This is a genomic window from Arenibacter arenosicollis, from assembly GCF_014397245.1.
GTDB classification, from domain to species: domain Bacteria; phylum Bacteroidota; class Bacteroidia; order Flavobacteriales; family Flavobacteriaceae; genus Arenibacter; species Arenibacter arenosicollis.
This window is the reverse complement of the sequence record NZ_JACLHY010000010.1, coordinates 140,701-162,554: the sequence shown is the minus strand read 5'-3', so window position 1 is coordinate 162,554 and position 21,854 is coordinate 140,701. Positions and strand designations below refer to the sequence as shown.

Annotated in this window: 15 protein-coding genes; 5 read left to right on the top strand and 10 right to left on the bottom strand. The window is 36.6% G+C overall.

The window, feature by feature from the left end:
• Positions 1-317 (top strand): hypothetical protein (locus H4O18_RS11895; protein ID WP_222942400.1); only part of this gene is annotated, 317 nt, incomplete at its 5' end.
• Positions 318-322: 5 nt separating this feature from the next.
• Positions 323-2,653, top strand: coding sequence for an nSTAND3 domain-containing NTPase (locus H4O18_RS11890; RefSeq protein WP_187584830.1), 2,331 nt, complete (start codon positions 323-325; stop codon positions 2,651-2,653).
• A gap of 559 nt (positions 2,654-3,212) precedes the next feature.
• Here the strand turns inward: H4O18_RS11890 and H4O18_RS11885 are convergent.
• Positions 3,213-3,755 carry a lipid-binding SYLF domain-containing protein gene (locus tag H4O18_RS11885; protein ID WP_187584828.1) on the bottom strand — a complete coding sequence of 181 codons (543 nt, stop codon included), beginning with the start codon at positions 3,753-3,755 and terminating at the stop codon, positions 3,213-3,215.
• A 505-nt stretch (positions 3,756-4,260) separates the two neighbouring features.
• Between H4O18_RS11885 and H4O18_RS11880 the strand changes: the two genes are divergently transcribed.
• Positions 4,261-5,103: an SDR family oxidoreductase gene (locus tag H4O18_RS11880; RefSeq protein ID WP_187584826.1), complete on the top strand. Its 843-nt coding sequence runs from the start codon at positions 4,261-4,263 to the stop codon at positions 5,101-5,103.
• Positions 5,104-5,334: 231 nt separating this feature from the next.
• On the opposite strand, the gene H4O18_RS11875 is transcribed toward H4O18_RS11880, so the two are convergent.
• The 3 genes from H4O18_RS11875 to H4O18_RS11865 form a co-directional block, all read right to left on the bottom strand.
• Positions 5,335-8,943, bottom strand: coding sequence for a PAS domain-containing protein (locus tag H4O18_RS11875; protein ID WP_187584824.1), 3,609 nt, complete (start codon positions 8,941-8,943; stop codon positions 5,335-5,337).
• Between the two features lie 7 nt (positions 8,944-8,950).
• On the bottom strand, positions 8,951-9,397 hold the full coding sequence (locus H4O18_RS11870) for a response regulator (protein ID WP_187584822.1): 447 nt from the start codon (positions 9,395-9,397) through the stop codon (positions 8,951-8,953).
• Between the two features lie 489 nt (positions 9,398-9,886).
• Positions 9,887-10,303 carry a response regulator gene (locus tag H4O18_RS11865; protein WP_187584820.1) on the bottom strand — a complete coding sequence of 139 codons (417 nt, stop codon included), beginning with the start codon at positions 10,301-10,303 and terminating at the stop codon, positions 9,887-9,889.
• A gap of 1,147 nt (positions 10,304-11,450) precedes the next feature.
• On the opposite strand from H4O18_RS11865, the gene H4O18_RS11860 reads away from it, so the two are divergent.
• A complete protein-coding gene (locus H4O18_RS11860) occupies positions 11,451-11,807 on the top strand; it encodes a hypothetical protein (protein WP_187584818.1) in 357 nt (118 codons plus the stop codon).
• A 72-nt stretch (positions 11,808-11,879) separates the two neighbouring features.
• Here the strand turns inward: H4O18_RS11860 and H4O18_RS11855 are convergent, their stop codons facing one another.
• The 4 genes from H4O18_RS11855 to H4O18_RS11840 all read right to left on the bottom strand — a co-directional run bounded on the left by H4O18_RS11855 (position 11,880) and on the right by H4O18_RS11840 (position 17,851).
• Entirely contained in the window at positions 11,880-13,031 is a 1,152-nt protein-coding gene (locus tag H4O18_RS11855) for an AEC family transporter (RefSeq protein WP_187584816.1), read from the bottom strand.
• A 125-nt stretch (positions 13,032-13,156) separates the two neighbouring features.
• Positions 13,157-14,350 carry a pyridoxal phosphate-dependent aminotransferase gene (locus tag H4O18_RS11850; protein ID WP_187584814.1) on the bottom strand — a complete coding sequence of 398 codons (1,194 nt, stop codon included), beginning with the start codon at positions 14,348-14,350 and terminating at the stop codon, positions 13,157-13,159.
• A 35-nt stretch (positions 14,351-14,385) separates the two neighbouring features.
• Positions 14,386-14,886 (bottom strand): hypothetical protein, encoded by a 501-nt coding sequence (locus H4O18_RS11845; protein ID WP_187584812.1) that lies wholly within the window; start codon positions 14,884-14,886, stop codon positions 14,386-14,388.
• Between the two features lie 28 nt (positions 14,887-14,914).
• Positions 14,915-17,851 (bottom strand): TonB-dependent receptor, encoded by a 2,937-nt coding sequence (locus H4O18_RS11840; RefSeq protein ID WP_187584810.1) that lies wholly within the window; start codon positions 17,849-17,851, stop codon positions 14,915-14,917.
• Positions 17,852-19,443: 1,592 nt separating this feature from the next.
• Here H4O18_RS11840 and H4O18_RS11835 point away from each other — a divergent pair.
• The gene (locus H4O18_RS11835; protein ID WP_187584808.1) at positions 19,444-19,902 is read left to right on the top strand and encodes an Lrp/AsnC family transcriptional regulator; all 459 of its coding nucleotides are present in this window, start codon (positions 19,444-19,446) and stop codon (positions 19,900-19,902) included.
• Between the two features lie 256 nt (positions 19,903-20,158).
• On the opposite strand, the gene H4O18_RS11830 is transcribed toward H4O18_RS11835, so the two are convergent.
• Positions 20,159-21,538, bottom strand: a complete 1,380-nt coding sequence (locus tag H4O18_RS11830) for an NAD(P)(+) transhydrogenase (Re/Si-specific) subunit beta (RefSeq protein WP_187584806.1) — start codon at positions 21,536-21,538, stop codon at positions 20,159-20,161.
• Positions 21,538-21,849, bottom strand: a complete 312-nt coding sequence (locus H4O18_RS11825; RefSeq protein WP_246474224.1) for an NAD(P) transhydrogenase subunit alpha part 2 — start codon at positions 21,847-21,849, stop codon at positions 21,538-21,540. The genes H4O18_RS11830 and H4O18_RS11825 overlap by 1 nt, the downstream gene beginning before the upstream one ends.
• Between the last annotated feature and the right edge of the window lie 5 nt (positions 21,850-21,854).

Here is a 21,854-nt window from a genome sequence, read left to right as displayed (position 1 = left end):
TCCAAACCAATCCTACTAAAACATTTGATGCTATTTTTTCAATGAGTTCGGGTCAGCTTTCTGCATTAATTATTTCCTTTACTCTTGCTCTACACAAGAAGTATTCTCAAAACAAGATTATTTTAATTGATGATCCTGTTCAAACAATGGATGAGATCAATATAGTTGGGTTTATCGAATTATTAAGAAATGAATTTTATTCAAACCAATTAGTAATTTCTACCCACGAAGATATGGCTTCAGCATTTATGAGATATAAATTCAAAAATTATGGGTTGTCACAAAAAAGAATTAATTTGAAGATGCATCAAAATTAATCATAATGGCCAATTACGATTTTTCAACCTTAAACGATAGAGACTTAGAAGAATTGACAAGAGATTTGCTATCAAAAGAGCTATGTGTAAATTTTCAGTCATTCAAACCAGGTCCAGACAAAGGCATTGATTTGAGATATTCTACAGTAAATGATGAAAACGAGATCGTGGTGCAGGTTAAACACTACTTACGTTCAGGAATATCAAAATTAAAGTTAGATCTAAAAAATAATGAAACTCAAAAAGTGGTTTCATTAAAACCTAAAAGATACATATTCTGTACTTCATTACCATTATCCCCGCAAGACAAGGAAGATCTTAAAAACATTTTCAATCCTTACATTCACTCTATATCAGATGTTATAGGCAAAGAGGACCTAAATAAATGGTTAGATGATTATCCTGAAATTCAAGAAAGACATTTTAAACTCTGGCTATCATCTATTGATATAATCAAGAAAATAATTAAAAATGGAGTTAAAGGTAGATCTGAATTTTATAAAGAAAAAATAGTAAAAGAAATTACTGTATATGTCCCAAATAAAACACACAATGAAGCCGTTAATGTACTAAATGACAATCATTTTATTTTAATAACAGGAGCTCCAGGTATTGGTAAATCAACTTTAGCTAATATGCTGACTTATCAATTTTTAGCCGAGGATTTTGAATTAGTATATGTTAGAGAAATTACTGAAGCAGAGGAAGCTTTTTCTCCTGAAAAAAAACAAATATTTTATTTTGATGACTTTCTAGGAGCAATTACTTTGGATTTATATAGTTCAAGGAATGCCGACTCCGCAATTGTGAATTTTATTGAAAGAGTAAGAGATGATAACCATAAAAGATTAATATTAACTTGTCGCACAACAATTTTAAATCAGGCAAAAAATATTTCTGATAAAATTGAAAATTCTAACATTGATATTTCAAATTATGAAGTCAGAATTGAAAACTACACAAATTGGGATAAGGCACAGATTTTATATAATCACATTTATCTATCAGATATAGAGGATGAACAAAAGGCTATTTTTTTTCATAATGATTTTCATTGGAAAGTTATTAAACATCGATACTATAATCCTAGAGTTATTCAAGACATCACTAAAAAAAGCAATATAGTTGATTCTGATTATTCAGAAAAATTTGTATTAGATGTATTAAATGATCCAAAAAAAATATGGGAAAAACCTTTTAATGTTCAGATTTCACAAATTTCTAGATTGTTGTTATTAACGATGTATTCATTAAGTGGTGGAATTTATTATGTCACAGATGAAAGACTAAAAGAAGCTTTTAATAGTAGAATAAACCATGAAGTTGTTAATAATAATTATCAAAGGAATGGGAATGAATATAATTTTGCTTTAAAAGAATTAGTAGGTGCTTTTATTATTAGAATTATTGAAAAAAATAATATAAGATATAGCTTTTTTAATCCATCTATAGATGACTTTCTTTATGCATATTTTAAAAATTCTAATGAAGAATATTTGCAACTACTTAAATCATCTGTGTTTTTTGAACAATTCAAATACAGAATAGCGACTACAATAGTTACAGAAGAAAAAAGAATAGACTTTTCCCATAAAAACAATAGAAAAAAATTATACGATATTTTTGAAGAAAGGAGAAAATTTTTAAAAGGGTATAATAGTGATTCTAATCTTAATATAATATCTATCCTTATTCGATTATTTAACAAAGATGAAATTGAAGCAGAATTATTAAGGGGAATAAATGATCTAGATATAAGCTATTTAAGTTGGGATGATCGCGACAATCTAACTGAAATTTTAAAATTTATAGCTCAGAATAATTTAGTTCAGCAGATAAATAATTTACCCGAATTAATCAAAATTCTTTCAAAAGATGTTATTTCTCATTATCAAATAAAAAGTTTCTCAAGTCTAGTTAAAGAGAATTCTATTTATAGTGATTTTATTATTGATTCAAAAACATCTAATTATGATTATTATAATGAAATCCAGGAAAACATTAATGAATCTTGGGAGAAACTTTCTAATGCTTATATGACAGATGCCTATGGAATTGATAAAACTTTAGAGAAGGACGAATTAGATGAAATAATTAATCAAAGAAAGGAAGAAGCTATCCAAATTAATAAAGATATTGGCCTAGATGCTTCTGTAGCCATTATCGAATATGAATTTGATACCTTATCTCAAATTGAATTTAATAAAGAGAAAAGTAAGGAGAAGGATATAAAAATTCAAGGGTATAAAGAAAATACTAGAGACGAAGTTCTGGAAATAAATAGACTATTTAATTCCAATAGCAATATAGGACATCTGGTTTCTGCTCCTTTTTAATTATTATAAAAAAATAATATTTGTACCTTTATAACACTAAAGAACAGCAAATGATATCTTTAGAGTTCTTATTTGGTTTTGAGTGTACAAATAGGTGTACAAAACGAAATAAAATTTTATAAATAACTGTAATACAGTGTTTTGGGTTCTGGTAGTTAGGTCTGCCACCCCGACCAAGAAAATCCGATCACATTTGTGATCGGATTTTTTGTTTTCCACTGTGTAGTTCCGACAGGTATTTAAGCAAGGGAAAACAAAAAAGACGGAAAGGCGCTAGCCTGTATCGGATTATCTTGAGCACCGGTCCCAATACAGGTTCACCGAGCGCAGTGAGGTAATCCTTTACGGAGCCTCAATTTTATTTTATAGTTGTCAGCGCTAGGTGGTTAAGCAAGAAAAAAAAAGACGTACAGGCAGTAGCCTGTATCGGATTATCCTGAGCATATAACGAAACAGGTGGAGAGAAGGTTTAGCGAGATTTTCCAATGAAGATCCTAAAATTAAAAGACCATCCCAATATTATTGAGACGGTCTGTGTTTAAAAGTCAATAAACTGCTCCTATTGCTCCATTTTCTGCATAGGTGTATAACCGAATTTTTGGCTTCCGATAGAAATGTCGGCCATTAACCCTTTTTTTGGTTTTGCAAATACCACAACACCATCGTTATAATTGGCATTCTTTGCAACGCCTTTATCTAAGGCCACTACAGTAGCCTCAGCCGATAGTTCAAACTCTCCCTCTTTAAATTCGTTCAGTGCATCTGTGGTCTCAAAAAAGATAACTTCGGTAAGTGCCTGGCCACCGACTTGTAGGCCAACATCCAGTTTTTTTAGATTGGCCATTCCCACCACTTTTCCATTTTCATAAAGAACTCCATTTCCAGAGGCTCCCCCAACGATTAGAGCTCCTTCCCCAATATTCGGAAAAATTACATAGCCTGCTGCATCGTTAAAAAAACGATCCAGCCCATAGTCGGCTTTTTGAAATTTCACTTTTGCTTTTTCAGCGTCTGCGATTACGCGTTGGTCATCTTTGCTTTGTGCAAATGCCCCAACGGCTACAAAAAATAGTGCCATTGAAATTATTAATTTAATTTTCATAATGTGTGTTTTAAATTATACATCGTTTTAAACTGCTATAAGACAAAGTAGTGTCAGTGCATGTACACATGACACCACTTTTATGAGGATAAAATTAAGTAAGGTCCCAATTTTAAATTACCTTTTTCAGGTAATTTATTAATGCAATTGTATAGTATGAATAACGACTTACAAAAGAACCAACACAACAAATAAAAATTGGGCCGGGATGCTTTTAAGATATGTGTCCATTTCAGTATTTAATATATTTTCCTCCTTGCTGCGCAAGCAGTCCGAATAGGTCAATATTATACGTAGTGTTTACTGAAAGTCAAGACGCGCAACATTTACGAACCGCTGCAATTGTTCATTGGTCTGTTTTAAATCAAATAATTTGTTGGTGTTGATCTATGGCTAATTAAGAGTTTATTGAGCCAAACAAATTCCGGATTGCATCAATACTTTTTTATAAGATATATTCCCTTTGTATAATCAAAGAGTTGGTAATGTTATTTCTTTAAGTATTATGAAAAAGGAAGAAAAACAAACGGAACAGCCAGGAAGGCAACACTTAATGGACAAATTACCCAGAACCATCAGGGACAACTATGTAGGTAGTGGGAAATTAAAAGGAAAGGTAGCCTTAATTACAGGCGGGGACAGTGGAATTGGAAAAAGCGCGGCCATACATTTTGCGCGTGAGGGGGCTGATGTGGCCATCGTATATTTGGATGAGACCAAAGATGCTGAAGATACGTGGCGGGCAGTTGAGGGAGAAGGAAGAGCCTGTCTGTTGATCAAGGGTAATGTAAGGGAAGAGGCCTTCTGTAAAAAAGCTGTTGAAGAGACCGTAAAGAAATTTGGAAAATTGAATATTGTGGTCAATAATGCGGCTATGCAGTTTCCGGCCGATAACTTGGAGAATATAACCTCAAAAAATATGCATATTACTTTTGAGACCAACATATACTCGTTTTTCTATATTACTCGAGCGGCAATAGCATATCTTGAAATGGATGATGTTATTATAAACACTACTTCCGTAACCGCTTATCGGGGTTCCGAACATTTAATAGATTATGCTAGTACTAAAGGGGCCATCGTAGCATTTACCAGAAGTCTTTCAGGAAACTTGGCCAAGAAGGGAATTCGCGTAAACGCAGTGGCTCCGGGGCCGATTTGGACGCCTTTGATACCAGCAACATTTAGAGGTAAAGATTTGGAAGATTTCGGTAAGGATGTTCCTTTGGGCCGCCCTGGGCAGCCTTCCGAACTGGGACCTGCCTATGTTTTTCTGGCTTGTCAGGACAGTAGTTATATGACCGGTCAAGTTTTACATATAAATGGAGGTGAGATCATAGGAGGATAATTTAATAAAATGAATCTAGGGCATCCCATCTAGCAACTACTTGGCGTATTTGAATTACTCTGTATTCGGATTTAAGCCCTTGAATACGCCTTGGGGTAATTCTGAATACTATAAAACTATGGCCAAGGACTAATAACTATTTAGGGTCTTCAATTCGATGGTTCAACTATTTCTGGAAATGTAATATCTTGATACTGCATTAAATTAATACTCCATTTTTAATAAAAGTGGTTATTCGGCAGGGATGAAAATTGTAAACGTTGCACCCTTATTCTCTTCACCTTCAGCAAAGATAAATCCGCCATGATTTTCAATGATTTTTTTAACAATTGCCAATCCGATACCTGTGCCATTATAGTCGTTTTTCCCGTGTAACCGTTGAAATACTTCGAATATTTTCTCACCATACTCCTGGTCGAAACCAATGCCATTGTCCGACACGGTTATTTTACAATAATTTTTATCAGATATTAATTTATAATTGTTGAAAAAAGCTCCAGTGGCAATTTTACTATTGATTCTGATTTTGAGTATTCTTTCATTTTTAGAAAATTTGATGGCGTTGCCTATCAAATTGAACATTACTTGTCTAAATTGAAAAGGTATGACGTTAACCTCATTTGTTTTTCCTATCTCTATGTCGACATTTTTTTGTTGCAGCTCTTCTTTTAGATCATCCCTAACTTCTTCGATTATTTCCGAAAGTTTAGTTTTTTTGAATATTCGTTCTTGCACATCCGTTCGGGAATAAACCAAGAGGTCTTGAATAAGAGTTTGCATCCTATTGGCGGAATTTTGCATCCTCAGAAATTTATTCCTACCGGTTTCCGATAAGTTATCAATTTCCTTCTCCATTATTTGCGAGGTGAACGTTTGTATTTTACGTAAAGGTTCTTGAAGATCGTGGCTTGAAATATAGGCAAACGCTTCCAGTTCTTTATTAACCTTTTTAAGATCAATGTTCTTTTTATTAAGTTCCCTAGTTCTCTCCTTTACCTGTTTTTCGAGTTCAGTAGCGAACATTTTTTGTTCGGTAATGTCGCGGATGGTACCAACCAACCTTTCTGCTTTTTTGTCAGTATCATAAAACACTTTTCCTTTAGCTTCTACCCAATGTACAGACTTATCTTTCCAGACCGTTCTGGCCTCATAATAAAGGTGTCCAGATTTAAAGGATTTCTTAATAGCTTCCTTTCTTGCCTCCTGATCATGGGGATGAAAACAGGAAATTAGCTGTTTGTAATCCAATTCCCGTCCATTAGGGACTCCTAAAATTTCCAAGCATCGGTCAGAGGTTACACTCTCCTCGGTTTTAAGATCAAATTCCCAGATACCAAGTTCACTGGCATTAATTACAATATTCAGTTTTTCTTCGTTCGCCTCCACTTTTTGTCTGGCCAATACTTTGTCCGTAACATCGCTTACTGTAATCATTAGGCCGGAGACTTTACCTTCACCGTCCAACAAAGGAGAGTACTCGAAATCCAGGTAAAACTTTCTTGTACCATCATCACCGTTTACATAGGCTAAGGATTCCTTTTCGCTGTGGGTTATCCCATTTGTAAAGACCTTATTTAGGAGTTCAGGATATTTTTGATTATTTAATTCGGGAAAAACCTCTAAAATTGAATGTCCAATAACGTCCACTTCTTTTTTACGCCAGATTTTTTCCATCATTACTTTATTGGCACTTTCTATGATGAAGTCTTTACCTCTTAATATGGTCATAGGAATTGGCGACTGCATTACCATATGGCGGAAGTGCTTTTCACTTTCTTCCAGAAACTTTTTCGCATTAACCGTTTTCGTAACTTCAGTGGCTATAACCATAATTCCTGAAATTTCTCCGGTTTCCTCTTTCAACGGATGATAAACAAAATTATAGTATCCCAAATCCTGTTTTCCAAAACGATTAAGGACAACTGAAAATTCATTGCCATAAAAGGGTATTCCAGTCTCAACAACCTCCTTGAACAATGGGGCCACAGCTTCTTTTACTTCGGGAAGTACCTCAAATAGGGGTTGTCCCAAAAAATCATCAGATTTTCTATCCACGATCATCAAATAGGCGCTATTAGCTAATTCCACTATAAACTCAGGACCCCGGAAAATGGCAATTCCCAAAGGGGCCTGATGTACTGAATCACGGAATCTTTTTTCACTTTCCTCAACTTTCCTTTTTGCTTCATTCAGTTCAGTAACTTCTGCCGCAGTATTCATTACGCCATAAACACTGCCATCGTTTTCAAAAACAGGTGTAAAGCTGTAATTAAAGTAATGCGGTTTTAAATTTCCATCAATATTCAGATCGACCCTCTGATTTTTTGCATGAAAAGGTATTCCCGTATTATAAACGCCCAGTACTTGCTGGAAAATTGCTTGACTTTCCAGTTCAGGCAGTATTTCGGTATATAATTTCCCTTCAACCTCATTTCCTTTTCCCCAAACGTCCTTTATGGATTGATTGGCCAGGGAAATACGCATTTCCTTACCTGCATAAACTGCGATTGGAAATGGTGCGCTCTCCACTAAAGCACGTATTTCCTGTTCACTTTTTTCTATTTTTTGCCGGGCTAAAACTTGATGGGTAATGTCATAACCAATGGCCATAATTCCATTGATTCTTCCTTCCGAATCGTAGAGCGGTTCATAGGAAAAATTAAGGTAGACTGTTTCTAAAACATCTTTTTTATTAATTTCAATTGGGTATTCATCAATTTCAAAGCGATTACCGGTAACCATAACACTATCAAGAAAATCCTTAAGGCCCTGTCCCATTAGCTCCGGTATTGCTTCAAACACCGGTTGGCCCAGAATTTCTTCCTCTTGCCTTCCAAATAATTCCAAGGTTTTTGTGTTGGCAATCTCGATAATATAATCTTCGCCGCGAAGAATGGCAATGGCGACGGGCGCCTGTAAAATCATCAAGCGCAGGTTACGTTCATTTTCTTCCTTTTTACGATTGGCCACGACTTCTTCCGTAATGTTTTGTAGAGTACCGGTAAATTTAATGGGAACCTTATGTGCGTCAAAGGCTACTTTCCCCTTGGCTCGGACAATTCGAAGTTGTGCGGTATTGGGATTTACAATTCCATATTCTATATTGAACTGGCCTCCCGAATCATAATTCAACGCTTCGTCGATTGCATCAGACAATCGGGCCCTATCTTTTTCAAAAACTACATTAATTCCGGTTTCAAGGTCAAATTCAGAATCATGCGGTAAACCGTGCCAATCCTTCAGTCGATTATCTCCAGTAAATTTTTTAGTGGATGGATCAATTTCCCATGTTGCCAAATCCGTAGCATCGATGGCAAACTCCAATTGGTATTTACTTTCCTTTAAATCATCTTCTGCCTTCTTTTTGTTAGTGGTTTCAATTACGGTGACCAGGACCCCTCCAACTTCACCGTTTTCCATTCTTATAGGACTATATGCAAAATCAAAATAGCAATTCTCCACATAGCCGTTTCTATTAAGTGGAAGTAAAAAGTCCGGGAAACCGACCGGAATACCGTCCATAACCCCATCGAACATGGATCCAATTATATGCCATATTTCTGAAAAGGTTTCCTTTGTGCTAATTCCCAATGCCTTGGGATGCTTGGTGGACCCAAGAATGGGCCTATAACCATCATTGTAGATTTGTGTGTATTCCTTCCCCCAGGCTATATACATTCCAAAAGGATTATCGAGCATTACAGCAACCATTGTACGTAAACTCGGCGGCCAATTATTAGGGTGGCCCAATGGGCTCTTGCTCCAGTCCTTGGCGCGTATAAGTTTGCCCATCTCTCCGCCACCTTGCAGGAAATATAATTCTTCGTTCTTCTTGTTCATATGGCAATTAAGGTTGTAAAACAAAGTTGTCCTGTGTCGCTTGGGCCTTGGGACTTCGTATAATGAGTGTTATGGCTTTGGAAATAACCTTTTTTAAATTGGAAAACTCCCCTGGCTTTCGTACGTAAAAATTGGCGCCTTTGGAATACAGTAAATTAACAACTTCAGTATCTTGGGAGGTTGAAAAAATTACAATCGGGAGCAATTCAAATTCCTTTATTTGCCTAATATCGGTTAAGCATTCAAAACCGGACTTCCGCGGCATATTAAGATCAAGAAAAACTACATCTGGTAGAAATTCCGGACGAGTGGATAAATAATGCATGAGCTCAATACCGTCGTTCACAATGGTCAAGTTTACATCCAGGGAAAGGTCTTCAAGGGCATCCATAAAAAAAGTACAATCGTCCGGATCATCATCGGCGAGCAAGATATAAGGTTTGTTTTTTTTCATTATTAGCAAATATTATAAGAACACAAAACTTCTTTGATAAATGGATTTAGATTTTTCCCAAACCATCTAAAATAATAAAATCGTTGGAATTTATCAGTCCTTATTGCACGCCTAAAAAGCCCTTAGTCCTAACCCAAATAAAAAGGGACAAGTAATCTGCTCAATTTTTCCTTATATATTTTTTGAAGTTAAAAATTAAATCAGGGATTAAATTAGTAGTTTATTCAGTATATTAAAGTGTCAATCGCAAATAAAATTAACTTTATCGCGAAGCTTTAATCACTACCTATTCATATTAAGTCCAATATGGTAACATCTAAACTATTTTCAGAGGTCTCATTCTACAAGTAAAATCAGCTTGGATAAAATGGCTTTTGCTAGTTTAATTTTGGGAGGATGATCGTTTGTCTCAAGGGTTGTGTCTAAAAAAAATGTGCTTTGGCATTCAATTGGTCTAAATCCACAATTAATTTGAACGAATTCTAAATACTAGTCAGTTGATTTAGTCTCCCCCTCTTCCTGCAATGGTTCAATAGATTGAAATAGCAAATTTTTGAGTTGACCGAAGCTATTGGGCTTTTGTAAATATTGATTGGCACCATCTTCTTTAAGTTGATTTACTTCCCTTTGATGAAAGGAAGAAGAATACACTATGACTTTGATATTTGAAAATTGTTTGAAACTACGAATATCGGTCAAACATTCAAATCCATCCATAAGTGGCATACGAAGGTCCAGAAATATGGCATCCGGTAATGGTTTATTTGAAAAAAGATCATCCATCAAGTCTATACCATTCTCAAATTGTGTGACTTCAGTTTTTAGAGGTATTTCAGATAATGCCTCCATAAATAGGATTCTGTCCTCGCTATCATCATCGGCTAAATAAATTTTAATGGCTTTCATAATGTTGTTGGTTCCAAAAGATCTTTTTTTTAAATATATTTCACTTGTTGAAATGAGAGAAGGTGATTCCGATTCTCTAATCTGCTTCTTCCCAAAAATCCTGTTCTATTTAGAGTTTTGTTCTTATAATATTTACACTAGGGATAGGAACCCGCCTTACCGTAGTTTTACTAAATTACTGATTGTTTTTTGCTTTATAAATTTAAAGTCTGAAACAGCCTGTTTTTAGTTGCTGCTACTGGAAAAGCAATGGAACGGGGAGATGCCATTACCTGATTCCAAGGTATTATAATGTTAGCAGTTCTTTTAACTAAATTCTTTGGTTCTTTCTTACTTTTTTGAGGAACAAAAAAATCATCATCACAACATAAATTTTAAAATATTGGATGAAGATAGTTCGAAGTTTTTTCACAGTATGCACTGTTTCCAAAAGATATTAACTCAATAAGTATTCAGAAGTGTGCCTCCCATTTAACTCTTTGTACTTCTAGTTTATTGGATTGCATTATTCAATATTATTTTTTTTCATAAACTATTGTTGAATTTTAATAATAAGTACAAAGGGAACAAAAATGATGTTACACATTTCTAGTTCCCTTTGCTATCATTCCATTCCTTGGCTAAAATTACTTAACCAGTCCATTGGGTATATTCTCAGCCATCATATTAACAATAGCACCCCATAAAATGATAACTTAAAATTACAAAAATTATATTTTATGTATAGGCGTACAAAGGTCGTTTTAATCGATTGGGTTAATAAGTTTATGAATTGAGCACACTTTGACTTTAATGAGCGGAATAAATAATAGTAATTTTTTATTGATTCAATTTGTGGTTGTCACAAGATAAATTAAGATAACCTTTAAGGCTATGTTCAAATAGTCCAAGTACACTATGCGGCAGTATTTCAATCTTTACCATGAAGCGTAACTTTTTTCAAATTCTCTTACAATATGTTAGGTTTCATACCCCTCAAGGGCCAAAAAAACTGACGATTGGATAGGTTTTTGCCGATTATTTGCATATTCTTACTTTGCAATGTTAAAATTTATTAAATCTATAATTTTAGCCATATATATTACGATATATTTAATAAGTTTGATAAGGATTAATCAAAAAAACAAGTCAAAAAACCTTTATTAATATGAAAAAGTCAGTATTTATTTTGATGGCTGCAATGTTATTGAATGTGGTTCAAGTCTTTGCCACCGATCCCCAAAAGGGAGAAACAAAATCAGCAAAGGCGGTTACTACACAGATATTTAAAATGTTGAGCGAAAAAACGATTCCGGATGAGATTCGCGGCTCTTCGGCAGAAGTACGGATCGCATTGGATAATGGTGATTATTTGCGAATTCTTTCTGTTAAAACAGAAAATGAAGAATTGGCAACCTATATCCGTAGCTGTATCGATTTTCAGAAAGTTTCAAAAGGAACTTTCGAGCAGGGAGTGATATATCGTATTCCTTTGGAAGTCAGTAAAAAGGGAAGTATCCTGTAAGCTGGTGCAATTAAATAATAGTAAAAGGTCCCTGAAATACTTTCAGGGGCCTTTATATTTTTTGGTAAACCATTAATGATTTTCCGATGAATGTTCATTGGTATTAATTCCAAAGAATGTATTGTAATTAACAACTTCCCCAGATTTATCGCTTCTTTTCAATTTAGTGATCAAATAAGGAATGTAGGTGACTGCCACCATAATAATTCCTGTAACCACTAGCACTACTGGGTTCACGAAAAACTCACTGAAAGAGAAAATACTGATAATCAATATTGTAGAAAACGGCATTGAACAGGCTAAAATATTAACTGCAAAATTAACATCGAAGGTGGGTTTTGTTTGTTCGTCTTTTTCTTCCATCGTATTTACTGCACTCATATGCGCAAACGGCCAGAAACTACAGGCACTCTGAGGGAATACCACAATAAATAAAATCATGGAGGTCCCTAAGGCGGGAAACAAGAAAACAAAAAAGGCCGATAGTAAAAATGTAATACCAGCGCGCTTAACCAAAAGGGAAAAAATAAAGCCAAATTCACTAAATTTTATACGTACCGCCATACCAATAAATAAGAGCACTAATGGTGTCATTATTAAACTCATTTTAACTATGGTATTCTCCAAGAACTCCGGAAAGGAGCTAAGGGTTAGTCCAAATCCCAATAATACCATGGCTACTATTATAACCAGGTTAATAGGTTCGTTGAGCATGGAAAGGAACAGGCCTTTTAACTTGCTCGAAGTAGTTGCAACCAGATCTTTGACTGCCCTGGCATGATACCAGTGCATCCCTAACATATACAATAGAATAAGGACAAAGATTTTATTCCCAACATCTGCCAATGCGGCCAGAGCCAAATATTCATCGCCCAAGTAGACTATGATAAATGGAAAACAGGAGAGTCCTGGAGCCAAAGAGGGGAGGAGCATTGTCAATGTTCTTTTTTTTGCTCCTTCATTCTTAGGTAGTGACGATGCCAATAAGAACTTGGTGGCTATGGCCATTATAAAATTAAATACCAAAGCCATAAGGGGAAAAATCAATAATGACCCTTTCAGTTCAATTTTTAGTAGTGCTACAAAAATCGTAGCTGGCAATGCTACGCTCAATATCAAGGTCTTTATCCCTTTAAGGTCTTCCTTAGCTACCTTTTTTTGTAGTAATAAACCTAGACCTATGATCAGTAGGAGTTCTAATGTTTTTTGTAAGGCATAATTCATATTATAAGTTCTTAATAATTCACTATTCCGTTCGGAGGTTCCGGTAATAAAAAACCCAACAAAAGTTGGATCATTGAAACATCGAGACAACGTTCCTATAGATCCAACTTGTAGGCAAACTCAACTTAAACCAATACTTTTTCGAGGGCTTTTGTAAATAGCTTCATCTCGTCCATGGTGCCCATACTTACACGGCACCAGTTCTTGCCCATAATCTCGAAGGCGCGAACACCTACTTTCTGGGCTGTCATTTTTTCAAGAAAAGCTTTTCCTTCCATTTCTATGGGGAAGATTATGAAGCTCGTGTATGATGGAATGTACTCAAAGCCCATTTTATCCAAGCTTTGGTAGACATATTCTCGACATTCAGCGTTGAGCTTTCTGGATTTGTCCTGAAAGGCTACATCATCCATACTGGCAATGGCTGCAAAAATGGAGGTGTAAGCAATGCCCATACCACCACGGGTAACTTTCTCAAGTTTGGCTAGAGTCGATTCTTGCGCCACTATATATCCTACCCTAAGGCCGGCCATACCGTGTATTTTTGAGAATGTACGGGCAATTATTACGTCTTTGCCCTCATTTATTAAAGACACCATACTATTCTTGTCAGCATCCTCTAAAAAGCCCATATAGGCCTCATCAACAAATACAGGGACTTTTTCGGAAACCCTGGAACAGAAATCTATCAATTCTTTACTATCCGTCATTGCTCCTGTAGGATTGTTGGGATTACAGATGTAAACCAATTTTGTATCTGCGTCTATGGCAGCTTCCATGGCTTTTAGGTCATGGGACCAATCAGCCATACAGGGAACGGCCTTCCATGAAGCCCCTGTGGCCTCTGCAACGCGAATCAATGACATATAAGTAGGATCTGCGGAAACTACATTGCCACCGTTGGCAAAAAGGACCATGGCTGTTTTTTCCAATAGATCGGATGATCCAGGTCCCATCATGATGTTCTTGATATCCACACCTTCTTCCTTGGCTATTTTTCCCATTAGGTCAAAAAGCTCGTACCAAGCATATCTATTGCCTTTAAATGCCACTTTCTGTAAGGCGGTAATTGCCTTTGGAGATGGACCGTATGGATTTTCGTTAGCATTCAATTTAGCCTCCAATACTGGCATTTCACGACTGTAGTCCGGTAAAAATTCCTTAAAAAACGGAGTGTAAATAGCATTGCCCTGGGCATCAAGTGTCAAAGGCGCTTTGGGCATCTCAGAGATTCCAAAACTTAAATGAGGCATTACCATGGCGCCAGCGGCTGTTAAAGCACCTCGTTTTAACCATGCTCTTCTGTCTAATGTTTTCATAATGTTATTGTATTTAAGTTGTTGAGTTTAATTTTTTAGTTACTTTCAACTGGGTCTGCATTTGCACCTATATTTCCGGAAGCGACTATGGTATTATCCGTTTCGCTTAGGTATATGTTGATGTGTGCATCCAGATTTAAAAGTCCATCATAAAAGGAGGTGTCACCAATGACGTAAAACTTGTTGTCATTTAATTCACCCGTATCTCCGGAGACAGTATCAAGTGTTAGTAGGGTTGTGGTTTCCACTCCTGTAGCACCTTCTAAAATGAGTGCAGGATGTTGTTGGCCATCAATGGTATTGTAAAGTGAAACCTGAACAAGAGTTCTGTCTAGTGTGCCTTTCCAAAAAACCACGCGCCCATAAACATTGGAACCACTGGGGTCGGCAGCATCTATGGTATAGGCAGTGTAATTTCGTAAAGTACCTCCGCCTTCGGCGACCTCTAATGCAGCTTCTGGCATTTCTTGCTCACAGGAAGCAGTGAAGAAAACAAGAAATATCAAACTAATAATTTTTATAGATGTATGTGTCATATCTTTTATTTTTTATAGCGTTAACAGATTAGAATCCAAAAGTTAGCCTAGCGAAATAATATGCTCCGTTAGAACCTTGCTGATAGTTCGAGTAGAGGTAAAACCCTCTTTCTTCAGCTCTTAGAATATCTGGGTATTTATTAAAGATGTTATTGCCCCCTACAGTCAATGCAAGCTTATCTGTAAAGTTGTGGGTAATTCCAATATCGGTAACAAATTGAGCAGAGAAGGTTTGATCGGAATATCCTTCAGAACCATCATTAAGGGTGCGGAAAGTATTGTCCAAAGAAGTTACTTCTCCAAAATAGGACCCTTTTAGCATACCTGACCATTTACCCCAAGAATAGGTTCCAGAACCAATAAAGGTGGTGTTTGGAGTACCTGATTCGAATTGACCTATAGAAGACCTATTTACGTATTTCGTTTCCAATTCCTCATCGGTCAAAAGCGTATTTAAATCTGGAACACTTGCTCCTTCAAAAGTGTTTTCACGTAATACACCTGAAAGTGTTAGGCCCAACATTCCTTCACCTACTTTTTCTCTGTAGTTGGCCACTATCTCAACACCCTTGGTGCTTATATCTCCACCATTAATTCTAAAACTAGCCAATCCGGAACCAATAATCGGAGCCAATACAGGCGCTTCGCTAGCATCAAAATTATCGGTTTCGAAGATGCGGTCTTTAATATCAATTTTATAGGCGTCTACTGTTAGGTCTATTTTGTTGAATAGACGGGTAGTGAAACCTATACTTATATTGGTGGACTGTTCCTGCCTTAAAGCTTCTATACCAATAGCCCTTGCAGCACTACTTGTATTTGGATAAAGTGTTCCATCAAAAGGATCAAGACCAACGAAGAAGGTAAAGGTGTGGGAATAATTCAATTCTTGTAGAGAAGGAGCTCTAAAACCCGTGCTTAAAGATCCTCTCAAGGCAAAGTTGTCCAAGATGGAGTATCTAGTAGCTATTTTCCCTGTATAGACATCTCCAAAATCTGAATAGTTCTCTGTACGCACAGCACCTGTTAACAGCCATTTCTCGGTAACATCAAGTTCTGCATCCAAATAAGCGGCGGTAACCGAGCGAAATTCATTGGCCTCATTCTCAGGGGCAAAGCCTCTAAAACACTGACAGTTGGGGCTGTAGAACTTATTTATGTTAGTACTGGCTTCACCATAAGGAAGAACTACCGGGCTGCCATCTGCATTTACAATAGGCTCGGAGTTAAGATCTTCCAAGGGAAAACCATCAGGACCTAATAATGCTTCATTGTCTGTTGTTGCCGTATATATCCCTGCATCACCAATGGCGTAACTTTCTGGCTGGCCAGCCTCAATTTGATAATTTTCAACCCTTAGTTCTACTCCTATAGCAACGTTTAGTCCAGATAATACATCATCAAAATACTTGGATACATCAAAGTTGGTGGTGTTCTGGTAGAAAGTATGTGTTCCCAAATCCATTGTAGTGGGAGACTCGGATTGTAAACTCGCGTTGAAGGTATTGAACATGTCATACTTCATTTTGTTTCTACCAAAGGTGTTGCTGAAATCAAAATTGAAATCGCCTAAAGTACCATCAATTCCACCTGTAAAGGCTATGTTGGTTTGGGTACTGGCAATTTGTGGTCTAAATCCATTGGGGAACAGGTCAAAGTTGGCACGGTCCGCCTGAGCAGGTCTGCGGTAAAAGCAGCTGTAACCAGAAACGTATTTATATCCAAAATCACCAAAAGAATAAAAATCGAGATCCTCATTTATAGGCAATGCCATATTATAGGCCACTACACCAAGATTGGAAGCCGCTGTACCTGCATAGGTAGAGAAATCCATGGCAGTAAGACCTCTGGCTGCCGATAGTCCGGCATCGGTCCTAAGTTCATTGGCAAGTGCCGTATTGCCTTCTGCCTGTGCTGAAAGTAGTTCAGGGTTGGTTATGATAATGTTCCCTTGGGCATCGGTACGCTCGTTATTAAGGTATGCATCTCCATAAGGAGTGGCATTACTTACATTGGCGCGAAGAGTTGCCTCCGCCTGGCGATAAAGTCCTGTAAGGTTCAAATAGCCACCTTCTTCAAAGGATACCCCATAATTTCCCGCCAATTGATAATTGATACCATCTGGTTTTGTGTCTTGTAATAATGCCTGATTTTCTTCACTGACATCCGTGCCGCTAAGATCTGGGGCGGAATTCGGGAATCCGCCCACAGTAAAATTTCCAGTAAACTCACCCGTGCCTTTTTTTAGTACCACGTTCATTACACCGGCAATAGCATCGGAACCGTACTGGGCCGAGGCACCATCCCTTAAAATTTCGACCCTGTCGATTGCATCCGGGACAATGAAGCTCATATCGGTAGCATTCGCTGCTGATCCCGTTTGTGAACCTGCCAAAAGTGCCGAGGTATGTCTTCTCTTACCATTTATGAGTACCAGCATTTGGTTTGGGGCAAGCCCACGAAGTGTGGGGGGGTCAACCGCAGATGAAAGGTCACCACCCTGGGAGCGAAAGGCACTGAAAGAGGGTGCCGAAGCAACCAGCATTTGCGCCAGGTCCATTTGAGGCATATTAATGGACTGCTCCTTTATATTTATAACATCTACAGGGGCAGTTGTTTCCAATTTGGTCCTGCCCTTACTTCTAGAGCCTATAACAATGGTTTCCATTAACATTTCGGCAGCTTCGGGAAGGGTTACGGTAATATTGCTTCTTCCGCCGATTAGAATTTCTTTATTGGCATAACCTAAAGATGATAATAATAATACTGCGTCGGATTCCGCGTCAATGGAAAAATTTCCGTCAAAATCCGATATACTTCCTTTAGTGGTACCCTTGATTACTACATTCACGCCTGGTAGGGGGGTACCGACTTCATCTGTAACTTTTCCTGATACAGTAATTTGTTGGGCGTTCATCGCAAGCATACTGAATAGTGCGAGTGATAGTATTAGAGCTTTCTTCATATACAATAGTTTAAGGTAGTTAGTAAACAATGTTTTAGGCATACCAATTTCAATCGTTTCCATGGCCATGGAAAAATCAATAGTACACTGGGCAAAAGGAAAGTTCCGGATACTTAACCATCAAAAAACAACTTGTTTTCGTTGTTAAATGACTTTACAAATTTAACGATACATTAGGATAAACAAAAGTTCGACACCTTTCTAAATCTCTGTATAATAGGTAGTTATGTGGGTAAAACTAATCATAAAAGTATTTTTAAACAATATTTCCAACAATATGTCAGCTTTTGGAAATTTTGAAGAATAAAAGCTATCAAAATGATCGATTATCGAAATAATTCATTTTTATCATTATGCTAAAAACGCGCTGAGCAAAAATGAATTAAAATCAATTAAATGTCTTTTTACTTATCATATTATTAGTGTTTTTTAAAGAATGATAAGTTTAATTTATGAAAATTAGCTGTTTTAAAGAATAAAATGAATATTATGCAATTAGTTTTTGCCGCCAACAGGCCTATAAATGCTTTTCATAAACTTAATGGTGTCTAAACCATATTAGGAATTAATTGGATGGAAATATTCAGGCTTTAAGTTCATGGGCTGATAAGGTTTAGTCTTAAACACAAATATGATTATCCTTCAGGATTAATAAAAGTGGAATGGAGTTCAATATCTGGTTAGAATGGTGGTGCTACGTTTTAATCATGCAATGCGAGGGGAAGATTGTTTTGGAATGATTAAAAAACTCTGTACTTGAGGATATCCGAGCCGCTTAAACATCAAAACTTTATATAAAATAATTCGTAATACTAAATTCTAAAGTTGTCTTGGTTTTTAATAGCTTCGATACTACCTATTGGGGTAGGATTAGTATTCTTTGGTTTCTCGATTTCGTAAATGGTACTCATATAATATATAGGAGTGTGAATTTTTTACTTAAGGTGTACTTAGAGTTGGGACGCATCATTAAACTATAAATGAATAGGATTTTTCGTTTTTGTGAAAATTAGGGAGTTTGGATGGCTGGCCATAATTAATAAAAGACATCCACGTCTGTTGTAAAATTTGAATTAAATGTCCTTATTAATATTTCGTAGGATGTAAACTTTCTATTTCTGGTAAGGGGTTAATTAAGGGTATAGGAAAATTTCTGAATACCTTATTAATTGGAGTAATTCGTTATTTGCCCCTATCGTTCAACAATGTTTAGCAAAGTTTTAGGAGAAGTAAATCTATTTTCTAAAAAACAGAACAATAGTTAGTTTAAAGTCAAATTATACAACATATCAATAGCAAAATTTATTTGTTTTTATCAAAATGTCAGAGATTTTGAATTGAAAGAACAAAAGCTAAGTAGACTAATAAATAAGTGCCAAAATAGTTTTTAGCAATATGAAAAATCCTACTTCTGAAAAATAACATAAAATTATTTTCACATCATTTTATTATCATATTATTAGTGTTTTTCATTAAATGATGAATTAAATTTACTGAAATCAATATTTATCAAAATAAAACACAATATTTTGTAATAATTATTCTAATAAGAACAGATTTATAATGGTCTTGATAATCTAAAATTGAGCAATATGAAGGACAGAGTAGATGAAATGGATTTCAAAATTTTAAGTTTACTGGCAGACAATGCACAGATGCCTTATACCGAGGTAGCTAAGAAGGCGGGTATTTCACCAGGTACTGTCCATGCAAGAACGAAAAAAATGATAAACCTTGGGTTGATAAAGGGCGCGACCCTTAATCTGGACTACAGTAAGATAGGTTGGAAAATGACCATTTTTTTAGGAGTTTATCTGCGGGAAAGTTTTATGTACAAACAGGTTATTGAGGCTTTACAAAAGGTACCAGAGGTAGTTAAAATTCACCACAGTACAGGGAAGTACGATATCTTTCTGAAAATGCATGCTAAGGACAGTATGCACTACAGGGATATATACCAGGATACTATTTTAACCATAGACGGGATAAAGGGTGTGGAATCCTTTATGTCCGTTGAGGAAAATATGAGTCGACATATTTCTTTTGAATAATATTTATTTCTCCAACTTTCGTGTATCCAGTTAAGCTAAAGTAAGGTGAACTTTTAGCACCCATCGTTTGTATTAACCTAATTGATTTGTGGGAAGCAGGAGATTAAGGGGGTATAAGTTGCTAAATCCAAAAACAAGGGAGCGCCCCAAAACGGCGATTTCCCTGGTATTATATTACTTAGGCTAAAAAAACAGGGTTGAAATCTATCCAAATATACCTTTCTATAAAATTCAGCTGTTTTACCCGATTGGATTTTTACATATTTTTCAATTCGGCCACCAAATCTGTCAAGGCTGCCTTTGCGTCACCGAAAAGCATAGAGGTTTTGGAATTATAGAACAATTCATTCTCAATCCCTGCATAACCTGCGTTCATACTGCGTTTGTTTACGATAATATGTTTGGCATTTTCCACATCCAAAATTGGCATGCCGTAAATGGGACTTGCAGGATTGTTGTGGGCTGCAGGGTTAACAACATCATTCGCTCCAACAACCAGTACTATATCGGTATTGCTAAACTGGGGATTAATATCTTCCATTTCTACCAGCATATTGTACTCTACATTGGATTCAGCCAATAATACATTCATATGGCCAGGCATACGCCCTGCTACGGGATGGATCGCATACTTTACATTTACCCCTTTTTTTGTCAATAGCTCTTCCAGCTCATGAATAACATGTTGCGCTTGTGCAACTGCCAGGCCATAGCCGGGAACTATAACAACCTTGTTTGCGTAATTCATCATAATGGCCGCATCGCTGGGGTTAGTGCTCTTTATAGATCCTAAAGCCTTATTCTCACCAGGAGTTGTGGCTGCTCCCCCAAAAGCACCAAAAATTACAGACCCCAAGGTCCTATTCATGGCCTTGCACATGGCTACCGTTAGAATAATACCGGCAGAGCCTACCAGAATACCCCCTACGAGCATCACCATATTATTGTACAAAATCCCTGTTATGGCAGCGGCAATACCTGTCAAGGAATTCAACAAAGAGATTACTACTGGCATATCTGCCCCCCCAATGGGAAGGACAAAGAGAATTCCATAAATCAGGCCAGTGGCCAATAACCCATACAATAACAACTGACTATCTACGCCAGTAGCGACCATAAATGCCGCAAAAATGACAATTCCAATAATTACAAGGTTGTTTATTATGTTGTAGTAGGGTATCCTTACCACACTTTTTAAGGAGCCGTTCAATTTGCCCCAGGCAATTAGGCTACCGGAAAAAGTAATGGCGCCGATAATTATGCCAGAAACTATGGTGGTGGACTGGGTAGCGTTGTTCACATTTTTACCGTATTCCACCAACCCGATAAGTGCCGCACTGGCACCCCCAAATCCATTGAACAAAGAGACCAATTCCGGCATTTTCGTCATTTCCACCTTTATTGCTATCAGCCAGCCAATTATAGAGCCTATGAGAATTGCCGCGCCAATAAGGATGTAAATAAGAGGCGAAACCTGCTGACCATGCACAAAAACGGTTCCCACTATGGCCAATCCCATACCGGTGGCGCCAATTAAGTTACCCTTTTTAGCCGTTTCTGGGTGCCCTAGCATTTTTAGGCCAACAATAAAGGTAACGGTAGCGATCAGATATATAATATTCAATAAAATCCCCATTATTTTTTTCTTTTAAACATTTGTAACATTCTATCCGTTACCGCAAAGCCACCTACTACATTTAAGACCCCCAAGACCACAGCAACGAAGCCTAAAGACAAGGCTACATAATCGGTTGGATCGGCATGTAACATCACTAAAATTGCACCCACTATTACAACGCCGCTCAAGGCATTTGCGCCCGACATCAATGGTGTATGCAAAACAGCCGGAATGCTCTTTATTACCTCTACACCAACAAATATGGCAAGGATAAGGATATATGTAATCTGTAGGTTGTTCTCTATAAATTTCAAAAACTCATTCATCATTTATT